Here is a 22,665-nt window from a genome sequence, read left to right on the forward strand (position 1 = left end):
CATCCGAAGCATGCAGCGCGAAGACCTGGGATCGCTGTTCGGCCGGATCACCCGGCGGCTGATCGTCGCCGAGGAACCGCTCCTGGCCGAGCAGGGGCTGTCCATGTGGGGGTACGCCGTATTGACCCACCTGGCCCAGCAGCCTGCCGACAGTCAGCTGGCGCTGGCGACCGCGATCGGGCACGACAAGTCGCGGCTGATCCCGCTGCTCGACCAGCTGGAACACGACGGCCTGATCGTCCGCGAGCAGGATCCAGCCGACCGGCGCCACCGCAGGGTCCGGCTGACCACGCAAGGCGAGAGCCGGCTGGCCGCAGTACAGGCCAAGATCCGGGCGATGGAGGACGACCTACTCGCCGATCTCAGCGCAACTGACCGTCGCGCCCTGCTCAGAATCCTCACCCACCTCGCCAACGGCTAGGTCAGCCGGTGATCTCCTTGGCGAGTTGTTCGGCTTCTTTCTGGGTGTAGTTGGAGCTGATCTCGAGCTTGCCACCGGTGATCGGCGACATCACGGCCGGCGCGGTCACCACCCGGCCGCGCACCACGATCGCGATCTGGTTCTGCGGCGCCGCCTTCTTGCTCAGCTCGGTCGTGAGCCGGCTGAACGTCTGCGCCCCCTCATCGTCCAGGGTCAGCCCGACGATCCAGCCCGCCCCGTCCCTGAGGATGGGCTTCGTCACCTCGGACACGTGGGTGCCGTCCAGCTCCACCTTGCCGAGTGTGTAGCGGACCCCGTCCGGCCCACACGCGGCACCGTCCACCGAGGGTGAGGCCGAAGCGCTGCACCCACCCGGCTCGGCCTTCAGCACCGGCCGGAACTGCACAGCCTCGGCCGCTGCCGCCGGCGCGCCGCTCTTAGCGTCCCCAGACTCGTCGGCCCGCAGCAACACCACCGCACCCACGGCCAGTACGGCGACCAGCACGATCCCCAGCACGACAACCAGAACCAACGGCCCCCGACTCCGCCTCGGCGGCCCGCCGGGAGGTCCGCCGTACTGCGGCACCCCGTACTGCGGTCCTCCGTACGGCGGCTGGCCGTAAGGCGCCTGCCCGTACTGCGGCGGCCCGTCCTGCGGCCGCCCGTCTGGTGGCGGCGGAAACGAGCTCTGCGACATATCACCCGATGCTACGGCCCCGAGGTGTCGCCGTTGTCCGATCCGTTGCGGCTGGTTTTGCGGATCCAGGTGGGAAGGGCGTACCAGAAGAAGACGAACCACAGCAGGACGCCTGTTGCGGTGATGATCGCCCACCGGCGGTCGAGGACCACGTCGATGGCGAGCAGGATGCCGCCGGTGGTCGCGAGGGTGAGGAAGACCAGGCCCGCGCTGGTCATCTTGCTCGCGATCGGGATCATCCGGTCCCGCATCTTCTGCTGGAAGACGATCCGGTGGAACGAGACGGGGGCCAGGAACAGGCCCGCGGCCAGTGCCGAGGCGACCAGGGTGATCGCATAGACGTCGTGGGTGAACCGGTCGGCGTCCTGGAACCGGTTGGTGAAGGCGATGCTGAGCAGGAAGGCGAACAGGATCTGGGTGCCGGTCTGGGCCAGCCGCAGCTCCTGCAGCAGCTCGGCCCAGTGCCGGTCCAGGCGCTCGTGTTCTTCTTCTTGCTCGCGCCGGTAGCGGCCGGCCGGTGTTTCGTTGCTCATCGGTCTCCTCGCTGGCTCTCCGAGTCCCGTACCCGAAGGGAAACCAGTTTGCCCGCTGGGTACCAGGGGGCCTGATCGGAGCCAACGGGAGGTCAGGTGCGGTTGCGGCGGGCCAGCGTCGATCGGCCGGGGTTCAGCCGGCGCCGGCGTGGTACGGGGTTCAGCTATCTGGATGCCGAGGGCAAGGTGATTCGCGACGCCGAGGTGCTCGAGCGGATCCGGGCACTGGCGATTCCGCCCGCGTGGCAGGACGTTTGGATCTGCCCCTACCCGAACGGCCACATCCAGGCCGTCGGCACCGACGAGGCCGGCCGCCGGCAGTACCTCTACCACGACCAGTGGCGCACCGACCAGGACTCCGACAAGCACGAGCGGGTACGCCGCCTGGTGCCCCGCCTGCCGGCGTTCCGTAAAGCCGTGGACCGCGACTTGTGCGCGAAGGGGCTCAGCCGCGAGCGGGTCCTCGCGGTGGCGCTCCGGATGCTCGACTACGGCGTCTTCCGCACCGGCAACACGCAGTACGCCGACGAGTACGGCAGCCGGGGCGCGGCCACGCTGCTTCGGGAAGATGTCCAGGTCAAGAAGGGCCAGCTGGTTTTCGACTTCACCGCCAAGGGCGGTGTCCGCCGGACGCTCGAACTGGAGGACCGCAAGCTGGTCGCGGCGGTCACCGCGCTCAAGCGCAGCAGGCACAAGAGTCCGCTGCTGCTCGTCTACCGGGACGAGGAGGGCTGGCACGACATCACCGCCGACCAGATCAACGAACGGTTCCACGAGCTCGTCGGCGACGACTACACGGTCAAGGACCTGCGCACCTGGACCGCCACAGTGCATGCCGCCGTCGCGCTCGCCCAGGCGGACCCGCCGAAGACCAAGACGGCCAAGAAGGCCGCGGTCAAGGCGATGCTGACGGAGGTCTCGGAGCACCTCGGCAACACCCCGGCGGTCGCCCGCGCGTCGTACGTCGACCCGCGGGTGATCACGCAGTACGAGGAAGGCCGCACCATCGCCCGGGCCATCGACAAGGCCGGCTCGGACCTCGACAAACACACGGTCCGCCTGAAGCTCGAACGCTCGGTAGCCCGCCTCCTCACCTGATCAGGCTGGACTGCGTAGGCCCTTGAGGGTTGCGGCTAGTAGGCCTGCGACGGCGCAGCCTGCGGCTGAGAAGGCGAGGACGGTTTGTGGCGTGGTGTGGTCGGCCGCCAGCGCTCCGGCCGCTGCGCCCAGCGGTGCGGCAATGGCCAGGAGGGCTCGTTGGGTGCCGAAGATTCGTCCGTGCTCGGCTTGAGGTGTCCATCGCTGGAGCGCGGTCGCCTCGATCGCGGAGTACGGGCCCCAGATCGCGCCCGCCACGGTGAAGCCGATGGCGAAAACCGGAAGGTGGTCGACGAAGACCAGCGGCAGCATCAGCCCTCCCCACAGCGTTGCGCCGGCCGCGTTCACCAGCCCTGGTCGGCGACGGGACAACGCTCCGGCCGCGGGCAACGTCAGCAACGAGGCGGCACCGAAGAGGATCCACAGCAGCGTGTAGCCGCCGAGGCCGGAGCCGAGCCCGTCGCGGACGAACATCGGCAGCACGGTCTCGAACGGGCCGTAGGTGAAGTAGTACGCGACCGACAGAGCGACCAGCCCGATCACTCGTGGCGTCCAGGAAGCCCGGTGGGAGGTCGGGTTGGGAGGCAACTGCACTTGAGACCGGGCAACGCGTCGCAGCCGGTGCCCGATGACCGCAGTACCGAGCATCATGAGCCCTGGCAGCAGAAAGGAAGGGCCGGTTCCCAGCAGTGCGAGCGCAGGCCCGCTCAGTACTGCGCCCAACAGCAGCGGGAGCTGGTCACCGATGCTGAGGAGACTGTTTGCGCGACCGAGCGCGCCAGGAGCGACCAGGCTGGGCACCATGGTCCGGGCCGCCGAGTAGCTGAACGGCGCCGTCGTACCGGCGATCGCCCCCACGACCAGGACGGCCCAGATGTTCAGTTGGCCGGTCCAGCTGATCAGCGCGAGAACGATCATCAGCAGCGCCCGCGTCCAGCCGTCGACGACGATCATCCGGGTCGGCCCGGCCCGGTCCACGGCTCGGCCACCCAGTATGCCGCCGGCGACCGCGGGCAGCCGGATGGCGATCACCAGCAGCGCGGTCTGCAACCCCGTCCAACCCTGCGGCTCGGCGCTCCACAACAGCACGAAGAGAACGAAGTGGTCCGCCGTCGATGCCAGCGTCCAGGCGCCCGCCAGGGCCCAGACCGAGCGGGGGAGCGAGTCTGCGCGGGCAGTGTCGGTAGCCGTCACGGTTCGTCCACGGACTCGTCAACCGGACACCTCGGGCAGGCGTCCCAGTCGCACAGGCGACACGTCACATCCGCCTTGAGCCGCGCTCGGCCGGTACTGCGCAGCGCGAGATCCAGCAGCGCGCCGAACTCCTGCCGTTGCTCGTCGGTCAATCCACCCAGAGCCTGGTCGCAGGCGGCTTCTCGCGCCTGGTTCCAGTCCCGAAGTACCGCCTGCCCCGCCGGGAGAAGACTCAGTTGCACCGATCGTCCGGCGCGAGTCCGCGCGAGGTAGCCAAGACCTTCGAGCCGGTCGATCAGCCGGACCGTGCCCGACTGCGTCAGCCCGATCCGCGCCAGCAGCCAGTCGGCGGAGCAACCGTCGTGGCTGGCGATCAGGGTCAGCGCCGCCGCGTCCCGCAGCCCCAGGCCGTCCGGCAGCGCGGCGACCAGCACATCGTGACTGCGCAGCGTCCACGCAGCCCACAGGTTCGATTCATGCATGACTCATTCATATGACGTGGGCCGGGGCGCCGCAAGGCCTGGCGTGGCGCTTCGGATCAGGAGCGGTCGAGAGGTTTGGTGGCCGGGCCGTACAACACGCTTCCGTCGTAGGAGAAGCGGGAGCCGTGACAGTTGCAGTCCCAGCTGGTGTCGGCGTTGTTCCAGTTCAGGGGGCAGCCGAGATGGGTGCAGGTGGGCTTGACCGCGTGCAGCTGACCGTCGGGGTCGCGGTAGGCGCCGACCTTCTCGCCGTCGATCTCGAAGAGCCCGCCCTGGCCGACCTCGAGATGGTCGAGACCACCGTGCAGGGCGCGGCTCAGGTGTCCGGCGGCGAACTCCTTGCCCACCTTCGCGTTGTCCTTCAGCAGTTTGGCGACCGCCTTCACATCGCCGATCCGGCGGGCGTCGTACAGGCCGCCCCACGGATCAGGGCGGCCGGCAACGAGTTCGCGGAAGATGCCAGCGGCAACCATTCCGTTGCTCAGGCCCCACTTGTGCATGCCGGTGGCAATCATGATCGCGTCGCTGCCCGGCGTCCGGCCGACGTACGGGAGCTGGTCGGCAGTGCTGTAGTCGTGGGCGGACCAGCGGTACTCGGCCTGGCACGGGTGGTTCCACGTCGAGCTGACCCAGTCGGTCAGGCTCTGGTAGATCGCCGCGGTGTCCTCTTCGCTGCCGGTCTCGTGGCCGCCGCCGACCACGATCAGCCCGTTCGGGCCGCCACCCGGCCAGGGGCGGGTCGAGCGCACGGGCGAGTCGATCGAGATGGCCATCCCGGCCGGTGCCTCGACCGGCAGCCGGACAGCGATGCCGTGTGACTGCTGCGGACGCGTCTTGGCGAAGTACCCGCCGATCAGCCCGATCGGTAGCAGGGTCGCGATCACCGCGTGCCGGGCGCGGACCTTCGGGCCACCCTGGGTGCTGACCAGTACGCCGTCGTCTTCGGTGTCGACGTCGGTGACCCTGGTCTGCTCGAAGATCTGCCCACCGGCCGCGGTCAGGGCCGTTGCCACGCCGGCCAAGAACTTCACCGGGTGCAGGTAGAGCTGATTGTCGAAGCGGAGCGCCGCGACCGCAGGCAGTCCGATCTCCCGTCCGTCGGTCTGTTGAGCGGGCAGTCTCAGGGAGAGCGCCGCCTCGGCCTCGCGCTTGATCTCGCTCTCCGACTCGTTGGAGTAGACGAAAGCCGGTGCCCGGGTCAGCTCGCAGTCGATCCCGTGCGTCTGGACCAGCGCGGCGACCTGGTCGATCGCGGCCTGGTTGGCCTCGGCGTACAGGCCGGCCTTGTCGTGGCCGTGGCGGTCGAGCAGGTCCGCGTAGATCGTGCTGTGCTGGGACGTCACCTTGCCGGTGGTGTTCCCACTCGTCCGGGTCGCGATCCGGCCGGCCTCGAGGACGACGACGTCGGCGCCGTCCTGGGCCAGCAGCAGGGCGGTGGTCAGGCCGATCCACCCGGCACCGACCACGACCACGTCCGCGCGCCGATCGGTCCGCAACGGCTCGTACTGCGAAATCTCTGCGGTAGCACTCCAAACGGAAACCATGCTCGGCCGGTACCCGCCGCCGACCGCGTAATGCGCGCGGCCTCCAGGGAATTCAGTACCAGGTCGCGCGGCCGCGGAAGGCCGGCCCGATCTCGGCTTTCAGCGTGCGAGGCGCGGTAATGCGCCCTGGTGTGCCGGAGGCAACATATTTCAGCTCTGGCCTAGCGGCCAGCCGGTCCAGCCAGTAGCCGAGCTCGAGATCCCCGTCGCCGCGATCGTGCGAGCTGCAACGGATCCGGGGCACCGCCATCGGGTCGAACGCGCGATGGAAAGGCGAGTGGGCCGGCTCGGCGCCGACCAGCAGGACCCCCAGATTCCGGTACGCCGTACCGCCTGCCCCGCCGCGCGCCAGGACGCGGGGATCCCGCGGATGGACGCCGAGCGGGAGCGCCAGCGTGCGAACCGGGGAACGTGGAGTCGCCTGGCTCACCATGGCGGCCAGCCTCCCGATCTCGGCCTCGGCCTGGACGGTGGTCAACGAGCCCAGGTTCGGATGGCTCCAGGTGTGGTTGCCGATCTCGCAGCCCAGCTCGGCCAGCCGGACCAGGGCCCGCGTCGCGGCCGACCCGTTGAGCCCGAAGGGCGACCGGTTGATGTAGAAGGTCGCGACCGCCGGGAAGTCGGGATGTCGCGCATGAAAGCTCAGGAGAATGCCCAGAGCGCAGCCGGGCGCGACCTGCCCGTTCGCATCGAAGGCGACCTGACCCGGTGTGCTGTCGTCGAAAGTGAGCACGACCGGTGTCTTGCCGGCCGGGACCGAGCCCAGCTCGCTGAGGACCAGGTCGATCGCGCGGATCGGGTAGTAGTTCTCGCGGTGCAGCCGCTCGAGCTCCTGGCGGAAGAAGGCCGGCGTCATGTCGTAGCTGCCGACGGGTCCGGATCCGGTCACCAGCCGGTGGTGCATGAGCACCGGGATCAGGCCCAGTTCGTTGGCGCGCACCTTGGCGACGGACGGCTTCGGAGTACGGGGTGTTGTGGTGACGCGCGGTCGGGTAGCAGCGGACCCCACGACCACCGGGGCGGTGTCAGGAGCGGTGTCGGCGCATCCGCCCACGACCGTCGAGGTGGCGGCCAGGGCGAGGAAGCGTCGCCGGTTCACTCGTAGATCACCAGCTCCGGGCGTGGCCGCACGGCCAGCACCTGCGCGGGTGTCATCAGAGCTCCGTGCCGGGTGTCCTCGGTGTAGAAGAGTTTGAAGCCGGTCCGGAGGCCCTTCGGGAGCCCGGTCGTCAGGCCGCGGTACGTCGCAAGCTTCTGGCCATGAGTGCCGATCCCGTCGACGGACTTCACCATCGCGACCCCGGGGTGCGGACGTAGCGAGCCCTGCTGGCTGACGATCGGCTTGCTGAGCTGGTGGAAGACGAAGAGCTTCTCCGGCAGCCGATGCTTGGCGACGAGCGTGGAGAGATACGCGGCGACACTGTTCAGCTCGGCGGCGGAGGTGCGGCCGAAGACCCGGCCTGGCACCTGTCCTTTGCCGACCTGCCACTCCGGGTCGAGCGCCAGGCCCACATCAGGCTGCTTCAGCCACGGCTCGAGCAGCCGCACCTCGTCGAGGGGTTTCGCCTGGCCGGGCTGGACGTCCAGCATCAGCAGCATCTTGTGCTTGCGCGCGACCGCCAGATAGCGGTCGATCTGCGCCGGGTCGATCCGGGACCGGTACTTGCCGTCCTTGCCCGGCGCGGCCTGCGCGACGACCACGATCAGCTCCATCACCGGCAGCGCCTGCCGCCCGGCCCGGTACGACGCCGCGAGGCGCTCCAGCCGTCGGGCGCGCTCGTCGAGATTGCTGTCGAGCGGACCCAGCGCCGGTGAACCGGGGGTCCCGACGAAGGCGACCAGTTGGTAGGTGGGAAAGAGCTGACGTCCCCCGCGGGGCAACTGCGGAAGAGCCGGCGGTTTCGCCCGCGGCTCGGGTGCGGCCGCGGGTTTGGGCGCGGGCGCCGGCCGATCCACCCGTTGCTCGGTCTTCGGGTGGTCTGCCTCGACATCGCTGCAGCCGGCGAAACCGGCCGCGACGGCGAGGGCGAGAAGGCAGCACGCGGACTTCGACATACCAGGACCTTGCTTTCGGGAAAACTGAAACTAGTCTCGAGGCAACGTCTCTGTACCCACTCGGCCACCTACTGTAATCGATCGCTCCGGGTCGACACGCCGTTGCCGGACGTGATGATGCATGTGGTTTCGGTAGTGGGGTACGGAGGGGGAACCAACCTGACCGTGGTCCAGAGGTGGGCTACGCCGTGACTACTCGTCGCGAGGTCAAGCCATGGTTACTCTCAGCACCACTCAGCCGGTGCCAGTCCAGTGTCACTCCGCCGAAGATCGCGCAGCGCGCGAGGCGGCGACCCAGGAACTGTTCCGGCGCAGGGATCGCAGTACGGATCAGGTCGAGCAGCGGGAACTGCTGGAACAGATCGTCGAGCTCAACATCGAGATCGCCCGCGGGATCGCCCAGCGGTTCCGCAGCCGCGGCGCCGAACCCGAAGACCTCGAACAGGTCGCCTACCTCGGGCTGGTGAAGGCGGCCCATCACTATCGCCTCGACGCCGACACGCCGTTCATCGGCTACGCCATCCCCACCATCCGCGGGGAGGTGAAGAGATACTTCCGGGACTGTGCGTGGACGGTCCGGATCCCACGTCGGCTGCAGGAGCTGCAAGGCGCGATCGGGACGAAGGTGCCGGCCCTCGAGCAGGAGCTGGGCCGCGAACCGACGATCGCCGAGATCGCGGCGTACGTCGGTCATGAAGTGGCCGAGGTGGAGCAGGCGCTGGCCGCGCGGGGCTGCTTCAACGTGCTCTCGCTCGATCGTCCGCTACCTGCCGGCGACGGTCTCGCGCTCGGCGACCTGGTCGCCGACGAGGAGGACGACTCGATCAGTCAGCTGGAGACGATCGACATGCTGCAGCCGGTCCTGGAGGCGCTCGGCCCGCGGGAGCGTCGGGTGCTGGAGCTCCGGTTCGTCGAGGGCTGGACGCAGTCCGAGATCGGCAAGGACGTCGGCATCAGCCAGATGCAGGTCTCCCGGGTGCTGCGCCAGGTGCTGGAGAACCTGCGCAACCGGCTCGGCCCGTCACTTTCGGCTGCTTGACCCGTATTTCTTGGCCAGAATGACGCCGCCGATGAACACGACCGGGATCAGCAGCCCGAGGAACAACCATCGGATGCCGTCCCAGTCGTCACGGTCGCCGTCGCGGGCGCCAGGCCCGTCCTCGGCCGGACTCGGAGAAGTCGCCGAGTCCGCGCTGGGGACGGCGGCGGCGGCCACCGCGCCGGCGCGATCGGCCGCGGCCACAGCACCGGCCGCCGCGGGCTGAAGAAAAGCGCAAACGGCCGTCACCAGCGCGAGCAGCAGACCAAGTCGGGGGAGTTTGCTCATGCTCCTGCGGTACCCAGCGCCGACGGGCCAAATCGTCATGTCATCGCTTCGATGACCAGAGCTCTTGTCATCGAGGCGATGACGCGATATAACCAGTACTGCGTGTTGACACCGACAAGCGACTGCTCGGGAGGTGGAACGATGTTGATGCGCACCGACCCGTTCCGTGAGTTCGACCGGCGGGCCCGATCGGCGGCCGGCGCCTCCGCGCGGGGGACCTGGTCCCGGCCGGCCCCGATGCCGATGGACGCCTACCGGGCGGGTGACGAGTACGTGATGGTCTTCGATGTGCCCGGCGTACCGGTCGAGGCGATCGAGTTGAACGTGGAGCGCAACGTCTTGACCGTGAAGGCCGAGCGGCGGCCGACCGACGTGCCCGAGGGGGTCGAGCTGCAGGCGGCCGAGCGTCCGCTGGGGGTCTTCTCCCGGCAGCTGTTCCTCGGCGACACGCTCGACCTGGAACGGATCGAGGCGGGCTACGAGAACGGTGTGCTGACCGTGCGGGTGCCGGTGGCCGCGCCGGCCGGACCGCGCCGGATCAGTGTGAACGGGTCGACGTCCGAGGCGAGACAGGAGCAAGCCGATGAAGCTGTTGTTCGAGTTCCGTCCAGTTGAACATCTGGAAGCCAGCGTCGACTACTACCGCGGGCTCGGGCTGGACCCACTCGGCTGGCCCGATGACGACACCGCGCTGCTCGGCCCGAGCGGCGGCGACCCGACCATCGTGCTGATCCGCGACCCGGCCGAGGCCGCCCTCGGCTGCGGCGGCGTGTACGACGTCGGCGATGTCGACACGTTCTTCGCCGACCACCCCGAGCTGGACTGGCTGATCGCCCCGGTGAGCGGATCGCTCGGCCGGTACGCCGTGTTCGCCGACCGCACCGGCACCTGTATCCGGCTGCTCGATCCGGACCCGCACCTGGGGTCGGCCGCGGGATTCACCTCGACCCTGTACGCGATCGCCGGCTGAATCGGCGTTTCGCCTGGCGAGGCTGGGGAACCGCACAACCACGTAGTCAGGCCAACAGAACGTGGGGAGTGGTTTTCGATGACCAAAGCACGGGATCTGATGACGGCCGGCGCGGAGTGTGTCGGCGAGAACGAAACGCTGGTGGACGCGGCCCGTAAGATGCGGGACCTCGACGTCGGGGCGCTGCCGATCTGTGGTGAGGACAACCGCCTCAAGGGCGTGCTGACCGACCGCGACATCGTGGTGAAGTGCCTCGCCGACGGCGGTGACCCGAGCCAGGCCACGGCCGGCCAGTTCGGTCAGGGCAAGCCGGTCACGATCGGCGCCGACGACAGCATCGAGGAGGCGCTGGCGACGATGACCAAGCACCAGGTCCGCCGGCTGCCGGTGATCGACGGCCACGACCTGGTCGGCATGCTCGCCCAGGCGGACATCGCCCGGTCCATGCCGGAACAGGCCACCGGCGACACCGTCCAGGAGATCTCCCGGAACTGACCGCTGGTTCGGTCGTCAACTGTGCGAGCGACTGGTGACCGATCTCGCCCGCGGGCGAGATCGGCCGCCGCGCTGAAGCCGAGGACGCGAGATCGGCACCGCGCTCTGAAGCCAGAACGCGCGGGAACCGCGGCCGCTGGATGCGTGACGCCCGGCGTCTTCGGGGGCAGAATGGTGACGCCGGGTCACGGCGGCCGGGCGAGTACTTTGACTGGCCCTGGAAGGTGCCCAGTGACCATCCCAGTGACCAACCCGGCGAGCAGCGTTGCGACCGCTGCAGTCTTTGCCCAGCTGGCCCAGGACCTGCACCGGATCTCCGGTGTCGAGCAGACCGCCGCTGCCGTCCTGCGAGCAAGTAGTCAAGTGATCAACTGCACTCATGCCGGCCTGGTGCTCAAGGGGCGTCGTGACGCGCTCCGGGCCGGTCCGGCGACCGGTGAGATCGTTGCCGCCGTCAACCAGTTGCAGATCGAGCAGCGCCACGGCCCGGCCCCGGACGTGCTGGCCGGCGGGCACGTCGTACTGGTTCCCGACACCCGCACCGAAGGCCGCTGGCCGGAGTGGGCCGGTGCCGCTGCCGAGCTCGGGCTGCGCAGTCTCCTGGCGTTGCCGTTGGCAACCAATGACGGGATGCTCGGCGTACTGGAGCTGTTCAGTACCGAGCCCGCCGCGTTCGGGCCCTGCGACGTGGACACCGCCCAGGCCTTGTGCGGCCATCTCGCGGTCGCCCTGCGGAACGCCCGGCAGGAAGAGACTTTGCGCGAGGCGATGGAGTCACACAAGCTGATCGGTCAGGCGATGGGCATCCTGATGGAGCGCTACGGCATCGACGCCGACCAGGCTTTCGCCGTCCTGCGCCGCTGTTCCCAGGACCGCAACCTGGTGCTGCGGGACCTTGCGAACCAGTTGATCGACACCGGCCGGCTACCCGAAGGCACCCGAGTGCCTCTGCACCTCTGACCGGCCGTCAATTGAGCCCTGATCTGGCCAGGGCTCTGGTCGCGTGGGCCGCCAGCAGGTCGGCGCAGGGTTGCGCCGCAGCGTCGAACGTGGCCGGACGGTCGGAGTACAGGGTCAGTACTCCGAGGGTGACCTCGCCTTCGCGCAACGGGATGGCCGCGCTGGCCCGGAAGCCGAACCGGGCCACGCGGGTGCTCCAGCCCGGCCAGCGGTCCTCGGTCGTCGTATCGGCCACCACGCAGGCGCCCGGGGTTTCCAGACAGGCGCAGCAGGGCCCTTCGCCGGTGTCGAGTTGCCACCGGTCGGCCTGTTCCACCGCGGGGTCGGTCGCGCCGACCTCGGTGAGGCGGTCATCCCTGCACAGGAGGAGCCCGACGTGTTCGCAGTGCAGCCCGACCCGGGCCAGCTCCTCGAGGGTCGCGAAGATCTCCCCGACCTCGACCTGACCCTCCAGCCGGCCGGCGGCCGCCGCGAACTCCCGCGCCTGTTGCCCGTGCATCTCCCTCGACCGATCCGCTGATTGTGCTTGCTCCTGCGGTACCCCGCGGTGAAACCAGGCTGGCCCGCGGAAGTTTGCCGGTCAAGCTCCGCGGCAACCGGCAGGTCATGACTGCAGAACCGAATCCCGCCGATCCCTTGTCGGTCCCGCCGGAGAACGATCCGAGCCGGGCCGCCGAGCCCACTCCGATCGAGCCGCTCGGCCGTCCGTCGCCGAGCGAACCCGCAGGCCCGCCCCTGCCCGACCCCGACCCCGACGCCAACCCCGACCCCGCGCCGGAACCTGAGTCCGGGCGCGGGGGTTCAGAGGTCAGGGCCGAAAGAGGATCTTGACGGCGCCGTCGTCCTTCTTCTGGAACATCGCGTAGGCGTTCGGCCCTTCGGCGAGCGGGACATGGTGGGTGGCGAAGTCGTCCATGCCCAGCGGATCCTCGTCGGTGAGCAGCGGCAGGATCTGGTCGGTCCAGTTCCGCACGTTCGCCTGACCCATCCGGAGCTGGAGCTGCTTGTCGAAGATGGTCAGCATCGGCAATGGATCGGCCATCCCGCCGTAGACGCCGCTGAGCGAGACGGTGCCGCCACGGCGTACCAGGTCGATCGCCAGGTACAGCGCGGCGAGACGGTCCACGCCGGCCGTCGTCATGAACTTCTCCTGCAGCTTGTCAGGCAGCAGCCCGGCGAGTTGCTGCCCGGCCTTGGCGACCGGTGAGCCGTGCGCTTCCATGCCGACGGCATCGATCACGGAGTCCGGCCCGCGACCGTCGGTCATTTCCCGCACCTTGGCCGCGACATCGTCGCTCAAGGCCAGTACCTCGACGCCGCGGGCCGCCGCGCGTCCGAGTCGCTCCGGCACCAGGTCGATCCCGATCACCCGGTAGCCACGATGCAGAGCGATCCGCGCCGCCATGTCCCCGATCGGGCCGAGCCCGACGACGGCGAGAGTTCCACCGTCCGGCACCGCGGCGTACTCGACTCCTTGCCAGGCCGTCGGCAGCACGTCGGAGAGGTAGACGAACCGGTCGTCCGGCGGCCCCTCAGGCACCTTCACCGGACCGTACTGCGCTTGCGGAACGCGCAGGTACTCCGCTTGCCCGCCCGGCACCTGCCCGTAGAGCTTGGTGTAGCCGAACAGCGCGGCGCCCGACCCGTGCTCGGTGACCTGCGTCGTCTCGCACTGCGACTGCAGTCCGTGCTCGCACATGAAGCAGGTCCCGCAGGCGATTCCGAAGGGAACGACGACCCGGTCACCGGGGGACAGGTTGGTCACCTCGGAGCCGACCTCTTCGACGATGCCCATCGGCTCGTGCCCGAGCACGTCCCCGGCCTGCAGGAACGGCGCCATCACCTCGTAGAGGTGCAGGTCGGAGCCACACAGGCCGGACGAGGTGATCTTGACGATCGCGTCGGTCGGCTGCTCGATCCTCGGGTCGGGAACCTCGCTGTACTCGATCTTGCGCTTTCCTTGCCAGGTCAGTGCTTTCAAGATGCTCCTCAGTGGGTTGCGTGCGCCGCGCTGACCCGGCGGGTGAGGAGGGCGCCCAGTAGGACCATCCCCGCCCCGAGGACCAGGTGCAGCCAGTTGTCGGCCGTGTTGACCGGGACGAAGTTCGCCGAACTCGTCTGGTCGATCACCAGGCCGTAGATCCACAGGACCAGGTACACGACGCCGCCGCCGAGCAGGTAGAGCTTTGCGGCGGCAGCGGTCCGGGCCATCGCCAGGCCGGCTGCTCCGAACAGCAGGTGCACGATGTTGTGCAGGATCGAGACCTGGAAGATGCCCAGGAGCATCGCGTCAGAGTGATGCCCTGCGAACGACATGGTGTCGTAGTCGGTGGTGACGCCCGGGATGAATCCGAGGACGCCGACCGCAAGAAAGGCCAGCGCTACTGCCAGCGCCGCCTTCTGGACCGCCGTGGCGGTCATGCTTCGTGATGTCGCGTCAACCATCATCACGCCGTCCTTTCGCTGCGTCCGGTGAGAACTCACCGACCGGGAGGCCGAACCGGCACTCGGTCGCCCGGTTCCCCGCGAAAACAGCGCCTAATCGCGGATTTCCGGCCCGCCGGGGTCACTGGTCCGGCTCCGACACCTTCCGGTGCAGGGCGGCCTTGACCTTGTCCGGGACGACCTTGCCGGCCAGCTCCTGCGCCTTGGTCATCAGAGACTCGGCCACCACCCGGTCCTTGCCGGCCAGCAGGGCGTCGAAGGCCTGCTTGGCCACCTCGGCCGGGTCGTCCTTGTCCGCCCGGCCGAGGGGAGTGTTGTCCATGCCGGCCCGGTGGAAGATGTTGGTCTCGGTCGGCCCGGGCATCAGCAACGTCACGCTGACGGCCGAATCGGACAGCTCGTTCTGCAGCGCTTCGGTGAAGGACTGCAGGAAGGATTTGGTGGCGTTGTAGACGGCCTGGTACGGGCCGGGAATGGTCGCGGCGATCGACGAGGTGACCAGCATCCGGCCCGCGTCCCGCGCGGTCATGTCGCGCAGCAGCAACTTGGCCAGGTGGACCGTCGACTTGACGTTCAGATCGATCATCCGCAGCTCGTCGGCCAGGTCGTTCTCGACGAACGCACCGCCCAGCGCGACACCGGCGTTCAGAGCGGCGGCATCGACGGGGCGGGACGCGAGAGCGGAGTACAGGCGTTGCACGCCGTCCGACGTGGCCAGGTCGACCTTGACGGCTTCGACCTGGACGGTGGTGGGTCCGGCGGTTCGCAGTTCCGAGGCCACGGTCTCGACCGCGTCGTTCTCGGCCGCGAGGACCAGGTCGTACCCGTGGACGGCGAACTGCCGGGCGAGCTCGAGCCCGATTCCGCTGGAGGCTCCGGTCACCAGGGCAAGAGGTCGGTTGTCAGTCATCTGCCCGCGGTACCCAGGCTGGAAAGCCCGCATGCGGGCCCTGCATGCGGGCGAGTGCGGCGGGGTACCGGATGGCATGCGCAGGTACCGGTTGGTTTGGTGCGGTGTGGGTGTTGTGCTCGCGGTGCCAGGGCTGGTCGCCGCGGTGCTGTTGTCACGTCCGGCGACGTTGCTGATCGGGTTCTTCGTGGTCGCCGCGGCGACCACGGGACTGGCGGTCGGATTCGGAACGACCTTCGGCCGTGCGCCGGCCGACTCCGGCGGACGGCTGAGGCATGCGTTGCTGGCCGGCGCCGTCGTCGGCGGTGCGGGTGTGGCGATGTCCGGCCACGTGCAGTTGCTCGGTGCTGCGGCGTTCCTGCTGTTCCTGCTGGCGATGGCGACGTCGCCGCCGGTCATCGAGCGGCTGTTCCACAAACACGGGACCCGGCCGAAGGGGCGGTCCGGCGGTTCGGTCCAGGTGCGTGAGTTGACCACCTTGGAGCTGTGCCGGCAGTGGCAGGACAGCTACCAGGCCCTGCGGGAGGCACCGACCCTCGCACTCCGGCTGCAGATCATCGAAGCTCGCGAGCACTGCCTCGACGAGCTGGAACGCAGAAACCCCGACGGCCTCCAGGCCTGGCTGGCTTCATCCGCCAGTGCGGCCGGCGATCCCAGCCGTTTCCTCACCGGTCCCGGTACCACCTGATAGCCGACGATCAAGGGAGTTCCTCAGTGATGTCTGATCAAGACCCGACCAGCCGCTACCCGGGCCCGGAGGCCCAGGGCAAGGAGCAGCTCGAGCATCCTGGTCTGAGTCGCGAGATGGATCTGCAGCCGGATTACGGCGAGAGCAGCTACAAGGGCAGCGGCAAGCTGACCGGCAAGCGAGCACTGATCACCGGCGGCGACTCCGGGATCGGCCGGGCGGTCGCGCTGGCGTTCGCCCGCGAAGGGGCCGACGTGGCCATCTCCTACCTGGACAGCGAAGAGGCCGACGCCCGCGAGACCTGCCGTCTGGTCGAGGAGGCTGACCGGCGTGCGCTCGCACTACCGGGCGACATCCGGGACGAGAGCCACTGTTCGAAGCTGGTCGAGCGCACCGTCAGTGAGCTGGGCGGACTGGACATCCTGGTCAACAACGCGGCGTACCAGATGTCGCAGGGTGGGATCGAGGAGATCAGCACCGAGCAGTTCGACCAGGTGATGAAGACCAACGTGTACGCGATGTTCTGGCTGAGCAAGGCCGCGCTGCCGCACTTGTCGGAGGGCTCCGTGATCATCAACACCACGTCGATCCAGGCCTACCAGCCGTCGCCGGAGCTGCTCGACTACGCGACCAGCAAGGCCGCGATCCTGAATTTCACCAAGGCGCTGGCCCAGCAGCTCGCGCCCAAGGGGATCCGCGTGAACGCGGTGGCGCCCGGTCCGGTGTGGACTCCGCTGATCCCGGCCACGTTGCCGGCCGAGAAGGTCGACCAGTTCGGCGCGGACACACCGCTCGGCCGAGCGGGTCAGCCGGCCGAGATGGCACCGGCGTACGTGTTCCTGGCGTCGTCGGACTCCAGCTACATCACCGGCGAACGCATCGGCGCCACCGGTGGGAAGCCGATGCCTTAGTCCGTTTGGCTGGGGTGCTTCGTGGAGCCCTCCGCCATCAACGCCAGGCGGCGGAGGGTCTCCGTGTTGCGCACGTGCAGAATCTGGTCGACCACGGAGTCCGGCAGCAGGGCGGCAGGGCCCTTCACGGTCTGCTCGCGCATGACCAGGTGGCATTCACCGTCGTGGTCGGTGGCAACGAACTCGACCCGGCCTTCACCGGTGGGCCACGCGCGGACCTTCAGTTGGAGGAAGCGCAGCGGCTCGTACTGCTCGACGGTCGTGGTGTCGTCGATCAGCAGCGGCCAGAGCCCGACCGAGTGATGGATGCTGTGGCCCGGCTGTGGCCAGCCCGGCTCCACATCGCGGATCCGGCAGGCGCCGACCACCCAGGAGGCGTAGGACCACCCGTCGGTCAGGATGGCGAAGACGTCCGCGACAGGCGCGTGAATCAGCCGCTCGTTCTCACTCATGCCCACTGAGTACCCAGCGGCAATCATTGCGGCGGCAGTCATCGAGGGCGGAGTCAGCGGGCGTGCAGGAGAGCCGCTCGGGCGGCGTTGGAACCTGGGGCTCCATGGACTCCGCCTCCCGGGTGCGCCGAGGCTGACGCAAGGTAGAGGGATTTGATGGCCGTCTCCGACCGCCCCAACCCCGGGAACGGCCGGAGTACGAGCTCCTGCCGCAGACGTGAGGTGCCGCCGTTGACCGCTCCGCCGACCAGGTTGGCATTGCGGCGTTCCAGTTCGGGCGGTGTCATCACCCGCCGCGCGACCACATGCTCACGAAAGCCAGGCGCGTACTGCTCGACTCGCTCCTCCACCCGCTCGGCCATCAGCTCCGCGTCGTGTTCGTCCCACGTGCCGCGGATGGTGCCACCGACATCTCCGCGAATTCGCTGCGGCACATGCGTATAAGCCCACACGGACTCGGTCCCCACCGGCGACCGGGTCGGATCAGCGGTGGTCATCTGGCCCATCAGCAGGAACGGATTGTCCGGGATCTGTCCGGCGGACAGTTGCGCCGACCAGCGCCGGAGGTCATCGACGGAGTCGGCGATGTGCGCAGTACCGGGGGAGAGCTCAGGCATGTCCTTCCAAGGGATCGGCGCGTCGAGAGCCCAGTCCACCTTGACGGTCGCGGGATCCCACTCGAACAACCGCAGCCGCGCTTTGACACTGCCCGGCAGATCCTCGGGCGCGATCAGTCGCCCATAGAGCGCCGGCGCCGAGACATCCGCGAGCACTGCCCGCCCAGCCCTGTACTCCGTGCCCTCCACCGTCCGTACTGCGACCGCGCGACGATCCCGTACGACGACCTGACTCACCTCGGCCCCGCACACGATCGACCCACCACGAGCAACGAACCGATCGGCCAGAGCCTGCGACAGGCGACCGGCCCCGCCGCGCGGTACGGGATAGCCGTACTGCTGCGCGATCATCACCAGCAGCCAACCCATCAACCCCGATCCCAGGCCGGTCGGCGCGATGTCTGCGTGTTGCGAATTAGTGGTCAGCAGCAGCTTGGCCGCCTCGCCCGAGAATCGCCGGTCGCCGACCGAGCGCACCGGGCCGATCAGCAGGAGGAGCCGTTCCAGGCCACGTCGCCCCAGCAGGCGACGCAGCAGCTCGACGCCGGCCCTGACCGGAGGGAACGGGTTCAGCAGGGCCGAGATGATCGCCGGGCCGACCCGTCGCCAGTCGGCGTACAGCTCGAGCCACGCTTGCCCGTCGCCCGGACTGTGCGCATCGAGAGCGGCGGCAGTGTCGCCGGGGTCGGGATGGACGAGGGCCCATCCGCCGCCGGGCAGTGGATTGCCGACCGGCGACGGCGCGTTCGACCAGCTCAGCCCGTAGTCGCCGAGCTTCAGCGACTTGATCGTGGGAGACACCGCGGCCAACGGATAGAACGAACTGAAGGTGTCGTGCACATAGGCGCCGGCGACCTCGCGGGTACTGCGCACCGCACCCCCGATCGCGTCGTTCGCTTCGAGCAGCACGACCTCCCAGCCCGCGTCGGCCAGCAGATTGGCGGCGACCAGCCCGTTGGGTCCGGCCCCGATGACAACGGCATCAGTCACGGGAGGCCGGTACCCACCGGGCATGAGAGCAACCGGACGCCTGGAGGGGGCGGACGAAAACAGTGTGCTCGCTGGGAAAACAGTGTGCTCGAAGGCGACTGCGGGGCCGGACCGTGGGTACCGAGGCGCCTCCCCCGACGAAGTGGAGAACCTGATGTTCCGTCATACCAAGCAACTGCAGTTCGAAGCGAAGCCGGAGAAGCCGGACGCGCTGTACGCGCGGAAGCTGCAGGAGCTGATCGGTGGTGCGTACGGCGAGATGACCGTGACCATGCAGTACCTGTTCCAGGGCTGGAACTGCCGGGTCGAGGGCAAGTACAAGGATCTGATCATGGACACCGCGACCGAGGAGATCGGCCACGTCGAGATGCTGGCCACGATGGTCGCCCGGCTGCTGGAGGGAGCGCCGGCCACCGCCACCGCCGAGGCGGTCAAGGACCCGGTGATGGCGGCGGTGCTCGGCGGTATGGACCCTCAGCAGGCGATCGTCGCCGGTGGCGGCGCGCTGGCGGCCAACAGCCAGGGCGTGCCGTGGAACGGTGGCTATATCGTTGCCAGCGGCAACTTGCTGGCTGACTTCCGGGCGAACGCGGCCGCCGAGGCGCAGGGCCGGTTGCAGACGGCCCGGCTCTACAACATGACCGACGATCCCGGCGTGAAGGCGATGCTGCAGTTCAATCTGGCCCGCGACACCGTGCACCAGAAACAGTGGCTGAAGGCGATCGAGGAGCTGGAGGCGGACGGTCTGGAAACCCCGATCGTGCCGAACGCCTTCTTCGACGAGGAGAACCAGGAGCACAACCACACGATCTGGGGCTTGTCCGACGGGACGGACGGACCCAAGGGTGGCTGGTCCGACGGCGATGACCCGCTGGAGTACCTGACCGACCCCGAGGCGCTCGGCGCTCCCGGTACGGCGCCCGCGCCCGATCCCGCCCTGTTCGGGACCTACTCGACCATGCAGGACCTGAAGGGCACGGTCAAAGGCAAGGCGCAGGCGGCCGCGAAGAAGGGAGCGAAGAAGGCCAAGTAGCGGCTGGTCGCCGGGCCGGGGTCTGACGCCGAAGGCGGCCCGGCGACCCTCCGCAAGCCGGTGCTTCGGGTCGCTGTAGGCGGGTACAGGCCAGTCATGGACGATGCAGCCTTGATCGAAGCAGCCCAGCAACTGGCGAAATCACTCACTCCGGGTGATCTCGACCATACGCTGAGCCGGATCACCGCGGCAGCCGTCGAGGTACTTCCCGAAGTGGAGTACGCCAGCATCACGGTGAAGCACAGTGACGGCAGGCTCGAGACGGTGGCTCCGACCCACGACGTGCTGTGGGGCGTGGACGCGGCGCAGTACGAGCTGCAGGAAGGGCCCTGCTACCAGGCCGCGACCGACAGCGCTCATGTCGTCTCGCCCGATCTGGCCGTCGACGAGCGCTTCCCGAAGTACGCCGAGACCGCGGTCGCCGCGGGGATCCGGGCGCAGATGGGGGTCCGGTTGTTCGACGCGCCGAAGTCGCAGGGCGCCCTCAACCTGTACTCGCTGACGCCGGGCGCCTTCGAGGATCTCAGCTCGCTCGGGGAGCTCTTCCGGCACCAGTCGGCGATGGCGATCGAGTACGCGAACGAGATCCAGAACCTGCAGGAAGCGTTGCGCACCCGGCGGACGATCGGCCAGGCGGTCGGCATCCTGATGGAGCGCTACACGCTGACCGACCAGCGCGCCTTCGCCTTCCTGACCCGCCTCTCCCAGCACGGCAACACCAAACTCCGCCGGCTCGCCGAAGAACTCGTCGCCGACGTCGAACGCAAGGGCGAGCAAGGCTCCGGCCAAGGCTGATCTCCTGGCTCCGTTGGGGAAAACCGCCTTGTGCACGGTGATTCGACGCTGGGTACAGGCGGGCGAGATTTCGCGGTGGTACGGCAGTGTGCCGCTGCCTTTCCCCTTCCCCTGGAAGGAGTTCAGTAGATGACGACGAACCACTGGACGGACACCGAGAGTCCGTCCACCCAAGGTGTCGGCCAGACGGCTCGCGACGAGGCCGGACAGCTGAAGGAGACGTCGACGGACGCGGCGCGGCAGGTCGCGGAGACCGTCAAGGAGAAGGCTTCCGAGGTGACGTCGGATGCGCGTGAGCAGACCCGGAGGCTGGCCGGCCAGACGCGGGACGAACTGGTCGGGCAAGCGAGCCAGCAGAAGGACCGGGCCGCCGACGGTCTCCGGTCGATGAGCGACGAGCTGCGCCGGATGGCCGAGCAGGGTGAGTCCGGTCTGGGTGCTCAGCTGGTGCGGCACGGCGCCGAGTTCACCAACCAGGCTGCCGACTTCCTGTCGCAGCGCGAGCCTGGTGACTTGCTGGAAGAGGTTCGTGGGTTCGCCCGTCGCAAGCCCGGCACGTTCCTGCTGGTCGCCGCGGCAGCAGGCATCGTCGCCGGCCGCCTCACTCGCGCGATGGCATCCGGCGCTCCCGACACACCGAGCAACACGGGATCTTCGGACCTCTCCGGTACGCCGGTCGCGCACACCACGACCCCGCCGCCGACGTCCACCCCGGTCGCGCAAACCACCCCGGCGGCCGGACCGGTCGGGCAGACCACGCCCCCGCCGCCGGCTCCGGTCGCGGGCTCCACGACTCCGCCTCCTGTCGCGGGCTCGGTGGCCCAGCCGATGGCTCCGCCTCCTGCCGTGGACTCCATGGTCCCGCCGCCGACGCCTACTCCGGTTGCGCCGGATCCTGATCCGGGAGCGCCGGTGACGCCCAGGTTCGGGCCGGAATCGGAGCGGTGACATGACGGTGGGCGGATCACCGTCCGACAGCCGGTCCAGCGGCCTGTCGACGGACGAGTCGGTCGGCGAGCTGGTCTCCCAGCTCAGCTCCGACCTGGGACAGCTGACCCGTCAGGAGCTCGCGCTGGCCAAGGCCGAGCTCCAGGCGGAGGCGAAGAAGGCCGGCAAAGGCGCGGGCCTGCTCGGCGGTGCCGCGTTCGCCGGCTGGATGACGGCGCTCTTCCTCTCGTGGGCCGTGATGTGGGCCCTGAACGAGGTGATGGACCTCGTCTGGGCCGCGCTCATCGTGACCGTCGTCTGGGCGATCGTCGCCGCGGTACTGGCGATGACCGGGCGCAAGCAGTTGCAGGAGGTCAACCCGAAACCCGACCAGACGGTCGACTCACTCAAGGAGGACGCGAAATGGCTGAAGACCCGGAAGAGCTGAGGCGGAACATCGAACAGACCCGGCGCAACCTCGGCCGCGACGTCGACGCCTTGACCGAGAAGGTCAGCCCGGGCCGGATCGTCGGCCGGCGGGTGGATCGGGCCCGCGGTGGGGTGCACCGGTTGAAGGAGAGCGTGATGGGCTCGGCCGAGTCGGTCAGCGGATCGGTGAGCGGAACGGCCGGCTCGGCCGCGTCCACCGTGCAGGAGGCGGGGAGCAAGGTGGGTGACGCCGTCGGTTCGGCACCGCAGATGGCGCGCGCACGGACGCGCGGTACGCCGCTGGCTGCAGGCATGATCGCATTTGCTGCGGGTTGGGTCGTCGCTGCCGCGCTACCGGCATCAACCCGGGAACGCGAATTGGCGCAGGAGACCAAGGACAAGGCGATGGAGGCGGCCGGTCCGGTGAAGGAGCAGGCTGCGCAGCTGGCTCAGGAGGTCAAGGAAGATCTCCAGGAACCAGCGCAGCAGGCGGTCGAGAGCGTGCGGCAGTCCGCGACCCAGGCTGCCACGGACGTGCGGGACGAGGGGCGCTCGGCGGCGCAGCAGGTGGCCGACGGCGCGAAGGACTCGGCCGGCAACATCCGTCAGTCAGGCTCCGCCGACTCAGGACACTAGGTCCGGGTAGACCTCCGGCCGTTCGTGCGAGCGACGGCCGGAGGCATCTGCCGGTA

General features: G+C 68.9%; 28 protein-coding genes. 14 read left to right on the forward strand and 14 right to left on the reverse strand.

The features are described 5' to 3' along the window. Positions 1–10: 10 nt before the first annotated feature. Entirely contained in the window at positions 11–421 is a 411-nt protein-coding gene (locus ACQPYM_RS12105) for a MarR family winged helix-turn-helix transcriptional regulator (RefSeq protein WP_433019382.1), read from the forward strand. A 1-nt stretch (position 422) separates the two neighbouring features. Here ACQPYM_RS12105 and ACQPYM_RS12110 read toward each other — a convergent pair whose 3' ends face one another. Further along, complete coding sequence (locus tag ACQPYM_RS12110) at positions 423–1,118, reverse strand: SecDF P1 head subdomain-containing protein (protein ID WP_433019384.1); 696 nt, start codon at positions 1,116–1,118, stop codon at positions 423–425. Between the two features lie 11 nt (positions 1,119–1,129). Beyond that, on the reverse strand, positions 1,130–1,651 hold the full coding sequence (locus ACQPYM_RS12115; protein WP_433019386.1) for a DUF6328 family protein: 522 nt from the start codon (positions 1,649–1,651) through the stop codon (positions 1,130–1,132). Positions 1,652–1,747: 96 nt separating this feature from the next. Here ACQPYM_RS12115 and ACQPYM_RS12120 point away from each other — a divergent pair, with 96 nt between their 5' ends. Beyond that, on the forward strand, positions 1,748–2,749 hold the full coding sequence (locus tag ACQPYM_RS12120; RefSeq protein WP_433019387.1) for a DNA topoisomerase IB: 1,002 nt from the start codon (positions 1,748–1,750) through the stop codon (positions 2,747–2,749). On the opposite strand, the gene ACQPYM_RS12125 is transcribed toward ACQPYM_RS12120, so the two are convergent. The 5 genes from ACQPYM_RS12125 to ACQPYM_RS12145 are packed head-to-tail and all read right to left on the reverse strand — an operon-like array spanning position 2,750 to position 8,024. After that, on the reverse strand, positions 2,750–3,943 hold the full coding sequence (locus ACQPYM_RS12125; RefSeq protein ID WP_433019389.1) for an MFS transporter: 1,194 nt from the start codon (positions 3,941–3,943) through the stop codon (positions 2,750–2,752). After that, positions 3,940–4,425, reverse strand: coding sequence for a MarR family winged helix-turn-helix transcriptional regulator (locus ACQPYM_RS12130; RefSeq protein WP_433019391.1), 486 nt, complete (start codon positions 4,423–4,425; stop codon positions 3,940–3,942). The genes ACQPYM_RS12125 and ACQPYM_RS12130 overlap by 4 nt, the downstream gene beginning before the upstream one ends. Positions 4,426–4,481: 56 nt before the next feature. Continuing rightward, positions 4,482–5,969: an FAD-dependent oxidoreductase gene (locus ACQPYM_RS12135; protein ID WP_433019393.1), complete on the reverse strand. Its 1,488-nt coding sequence runs from the start codon at positions 5,967–5,969 to the stop codon at positions 4,482–4,484. A 52-nt stretch (positions 5,970–6,021) separates the two neighbouring features. Next, complete coding sequence (locus tag ACQPYM_RS12140; RefSeq protein ID WP_433019395.1) at positions 6,022–7,068, reverse strand: polysaccharide deacetylase family protein; 1,047 nt, start codon at positions 7,066–7,068, stop codon at positions 6,022–6,024. Beyond that, complete coding sequence (locus ACQPYM_RS12145; protein WP_433019397.1) at positions 7,065–8,024, reverse strand: hypothetical protein; 960 nt, start codon at positions 8,022–8,024, stop codon at positions 7,065–7,067. The genes ACQPYM_RS12140 and ACQPYM_RS12145 overlap by 4 nt, the downstream gene beginning before the upstream one ends. A 214-nt stretch (positions 8,025–8,238) precedes the next feature. On the opposite strand from ACQPYM_RS12145, the gene ACQPYM_RS12150 reads away from it, so the two are divergent. Further along, positions 8,239–9,063, forward strand: a complete 825-nt coding sequence (locus ACQPYM_RS12150; RefSeq protein ID WP_433019399.1) for a sigma-70 family RNA polymerase sigma factor — start codon at positions 8,239–8,241, stop codon at positions 9,061–9,063. Here ACQPYM_RS12150 and ACQPYM_RS12155 read toward each other — a convergent pair. Next, positions 9,046–9,351 (reverse strand): hypothetical protein, encoded by a 306-nt coding sequence (locus ACQPYM_RS12155; protein WP_433019401.1) that lies wholly within the window; start codon positions 9,349–9,351, stop codon positions 9,046–9,048. The genes ACQPYM_RS12150 and ACQPYM_RS12155 overlap by 18 nt on opposite strands. A 141-nt stretch (positions 9,352–9,492) precedes the next feature. Here ACQPYM_RS12155 and ACQPYM_RS12160 point away from each other — a divergent pair, with 141 nt between their 5' ends. The 4 genes from ACQPYM_RS12160 to ACQPYM_RS12175 all read left to right on the forward strand — a co-directional run bounded on the left by ACQPYM_RS12160 (position 9,493) and on the right by ACQPYM_RS12175 (position 11,776). After that, entirely contained in the window at positions 9,493–9,966 is a 474-nt protein-coding gene (locus ACQPYM_RS12160; RefSeq protein WP_433019403.1) for an Hsp20/alpha crystallin family protein, read from the forward strand. Next, positions 9,935–10,321 (forward strand): hypothetical protein, encoded by a 387-nt coding sequence (locus ACQPYM_RS12165; protein ID WP_433019405.1) that lies wholly within the window; start codon positions 9,935–9,937, stop codon positions 10,319–10,321. The genes ACQPYM_RS12160 and ACQPYM_RS12165 overlap by 32 nt, the downstream gene beginning before the upstream one ends. Positions 10,322–10,399: 78 nt before the next feature. Beyond that, positions 10,400–10,816, forward strand: coding sequence for a CBS domain-containing protein (locus ACQPYM_RS12170; RefSeq protein WP_433019407.1), 417 nt, complete (start codon positions 10,400–10,402; stop codon positions 10,814–10,816). Between the two features lie 231 nt (positions 10,817–11,047). Then, positions 11,048–11,776, forward strand: a complete 729-nt coding sequence (locus ACQPYM_RS12175) for a GAF and ANTAR domain-containing protein (RefSeq protein ID WP_433019409.1) — start codon at positions 11,048–11,050, stop codon at positions 11,774–11,776. Between the two features lie 7 nt (positions 11,777–11,783). Here the strand turns inward: ACQPYM_RS12175 and ACQPYM_RS12180 are convergent, their stop codons facing one another. From ACQPYM_RS12180 to ACQPYM_RS12195, 4 genes are all read right to left on the reverse strand, one after another. Continuing rightward, complete coding sequence (locus ACQPYM_RS12180) at positions 11,784–12,275, reverse strand: GAF domain-containing protein (RefSeq protein WP_433019411.1); 492 nt, start codon at positions 12,273–12,275, stop codon at positions 11,784–11,786. Positions 12,276–12,584: 309 nt separating this feature from the next. Further along, the gene (locus tag ACQPYM_RS12185; RefSeq protein ID WP_433019414.1) at positions 12,585–13,757 is read right to left on the reverse strand and encodes a zinc-dependent alcohol dehydrogenase; all 1,173 of its coding nucleotides are present in this window, start codon (positions 13,755–13,757) and stop codon (positions 12,585–12,587) included. An 8-nt stretch (positions 13,758–13,765) separates the two neighbouring features. Next, positions 13,766–14,197, reverse strand: coding sequence for a DUF4383 domain-containing protein (locus ACQPYM_RS12190; RefSeq protein ID WP_433019416.1), 432 nt, complete (start codon positions 14,195–14,197; stop codon positions 13,766–13,768). A 145-nt stretch (positions 14,198–14,342) separates the two neighbouring features. After that, positions 14,343–15,131: an SDR family NAD(P)-dependent oxidoreductase gene (locus ACQPYM_RS12195; RefSeq protein ID WP_433019418.1), complete on the reverse strand. Its 789-nt coding sequence runs from the start codon at positions 15,129–15,131 to the stop codon at positions 14,343–14,345. 106 nt (positions 15,132–15,237) lie between these two features. Between ACQPYM_RS12195 and ACQPYM_RS12200 the strand changes: the two genes are divergently transcribed. Continuing rightward, the gene (locus ACQPYM_RS12200) at positions 15,238–15,819 is read left to right on the forward strand and encodes a hypothetical protein (protein WP_433019420.1); all 582 of its coding nucleotides are present in this window, start codon (positions 15,238–15,240) and stop codon (positions 15,817–15,819) included. A 29-nt stretch (positions 15,820–15,848) separates the two neighbouring features. Continuing rightward, positions 15,849–16,730: an SDR family oxidoreductase gene (locus ACQPYM_RS12205; protein WP_433019422.1), complete on the forward strand. Its 882-nt coding sequence runs from the start codon at positions 15,849–15,851 to the stop codon at positions 16,728–16,730. On the opposite strand, the gene ACQPYM_RS12210 is transcribed toward ACQPYM_RS12205, so the two are convergent. Both ACQPYM_RS12210 and ACQPYM_RS12215 read right to left on the reverse strand, forming a co-directional pair. After that, positions 16,727–17,182 carry an SRPBCC family protein gene (locus tag ACQPYM_RS12210; protein ID WP_433019424.1) on the reverse strand — a complete coding sequence of 152 codons (456 nt, stop codon included), beginning with the start codon at positions 17,180–17,182 and terminating at the stop codon, positions 16,727–16,729. The two genes, ACQPYM_RS12205 and ACQPYM_RS12210, sit on opposite strands and share 4 nt — an antisense overlap. A 53-nt stretch (positions 17,183–17,235) precedes the next feature. Continuing rightward, positions 17,236–18,789 (reverse strand): phytoene desaturase family protein, encoded by a 1,554-nt coding sequence (locus tag ACQPYM_RS12215; RefSeq protein ID WP_433019427.1) that lies wholly within the window; start codon positions 18,787–18,789, stop codon positions 17,236–17,238. A gap of 154 nt (positions 18,790–18,943) precedes the next feature. Here ACQPYM_RS12215 and ACQPYM_RS12220 point away from each other — a divergent pair, with 154 nt between their 5' ends. The 5 genes from ACQPYM_RS12220 to ACQPYM_RS12240 all read left to right on the forward strand — a co-directional run bounded on the left by ACQPYM_RS12220 (position 18,944) and on the right by ACQPYM_RS12240 (position 22,609). After that, positions 18,944–19,822 carry a manganese catalase family protein gene (locus ACQPYM_RS12220; protein WP_433019430.1) on the forward strand — a complete coding sequence of 293 codons (879 nt, stop codon included), beginning with the start codon at positions 18,944–18,946 and terminating at the stop codon, positions 19,820–19,822. A gap of 96 nt (positions 19,823–19,918) precedes the next feature. Next, a complete protein-coding gene (locus ACQPYM_RS12225) occupies positions 19,919–20,617 on the forward strand; it encodes a GAF and ANTAR domain-containing protein (RefSeq protein ID WP_433019433.1) in 699 nt (232 codons plus the stop codon). A gap of 129 nt (positions 20,618–20,746) precedes the next feature. Further along, entirely contained in the window at positions 20,747–21,565 is an 819-nt protein-coding gene (locus tag ACQPYM_RS12230; RefSeq protein WP_433019436.1) for a hypothetical protein, read from the forward strand. Position 21,566: 1 nt separating this feature from the next. After that, positions 21,567–21,992 carry a phage holin family protein gene (locus ACQPYM_RS12235; RefSeq protein ID WP_433019439.1) on the forward strand — a complete coding sequence of 142 codons (426 nt, stop codon included), beginning with the start codon at positions 21,567–21,569 and terminating at the stop codon, positions 21,990–21,992. After that, a complete protein-coding gene (locus ACQPYM_RS12240; protein ID WP_433019442.1) occupies positions 21,968–22,609 on the forward strand; it encodes a DUF3618 domain-containing protein in 642 nt (213 codons plus the stop codon). Before ACQPYM_RS12235 ends, ACQPYM_RS12240 begins: the two co-directional genes overlap by 25 nt. The last annotated feature ends 56 nt before the right edge of the window (positions 22,610–22,665 follow it).

The organism is Kribbella sp. CA-294648 (assembly GCF_050943845.1).
In the GTDB taxonomy this organism is placed as follows: Bacteria; Actinomycetota; Actinomycetes; order Propionibacteriales; family Kribbellaceae; genus Kribbella.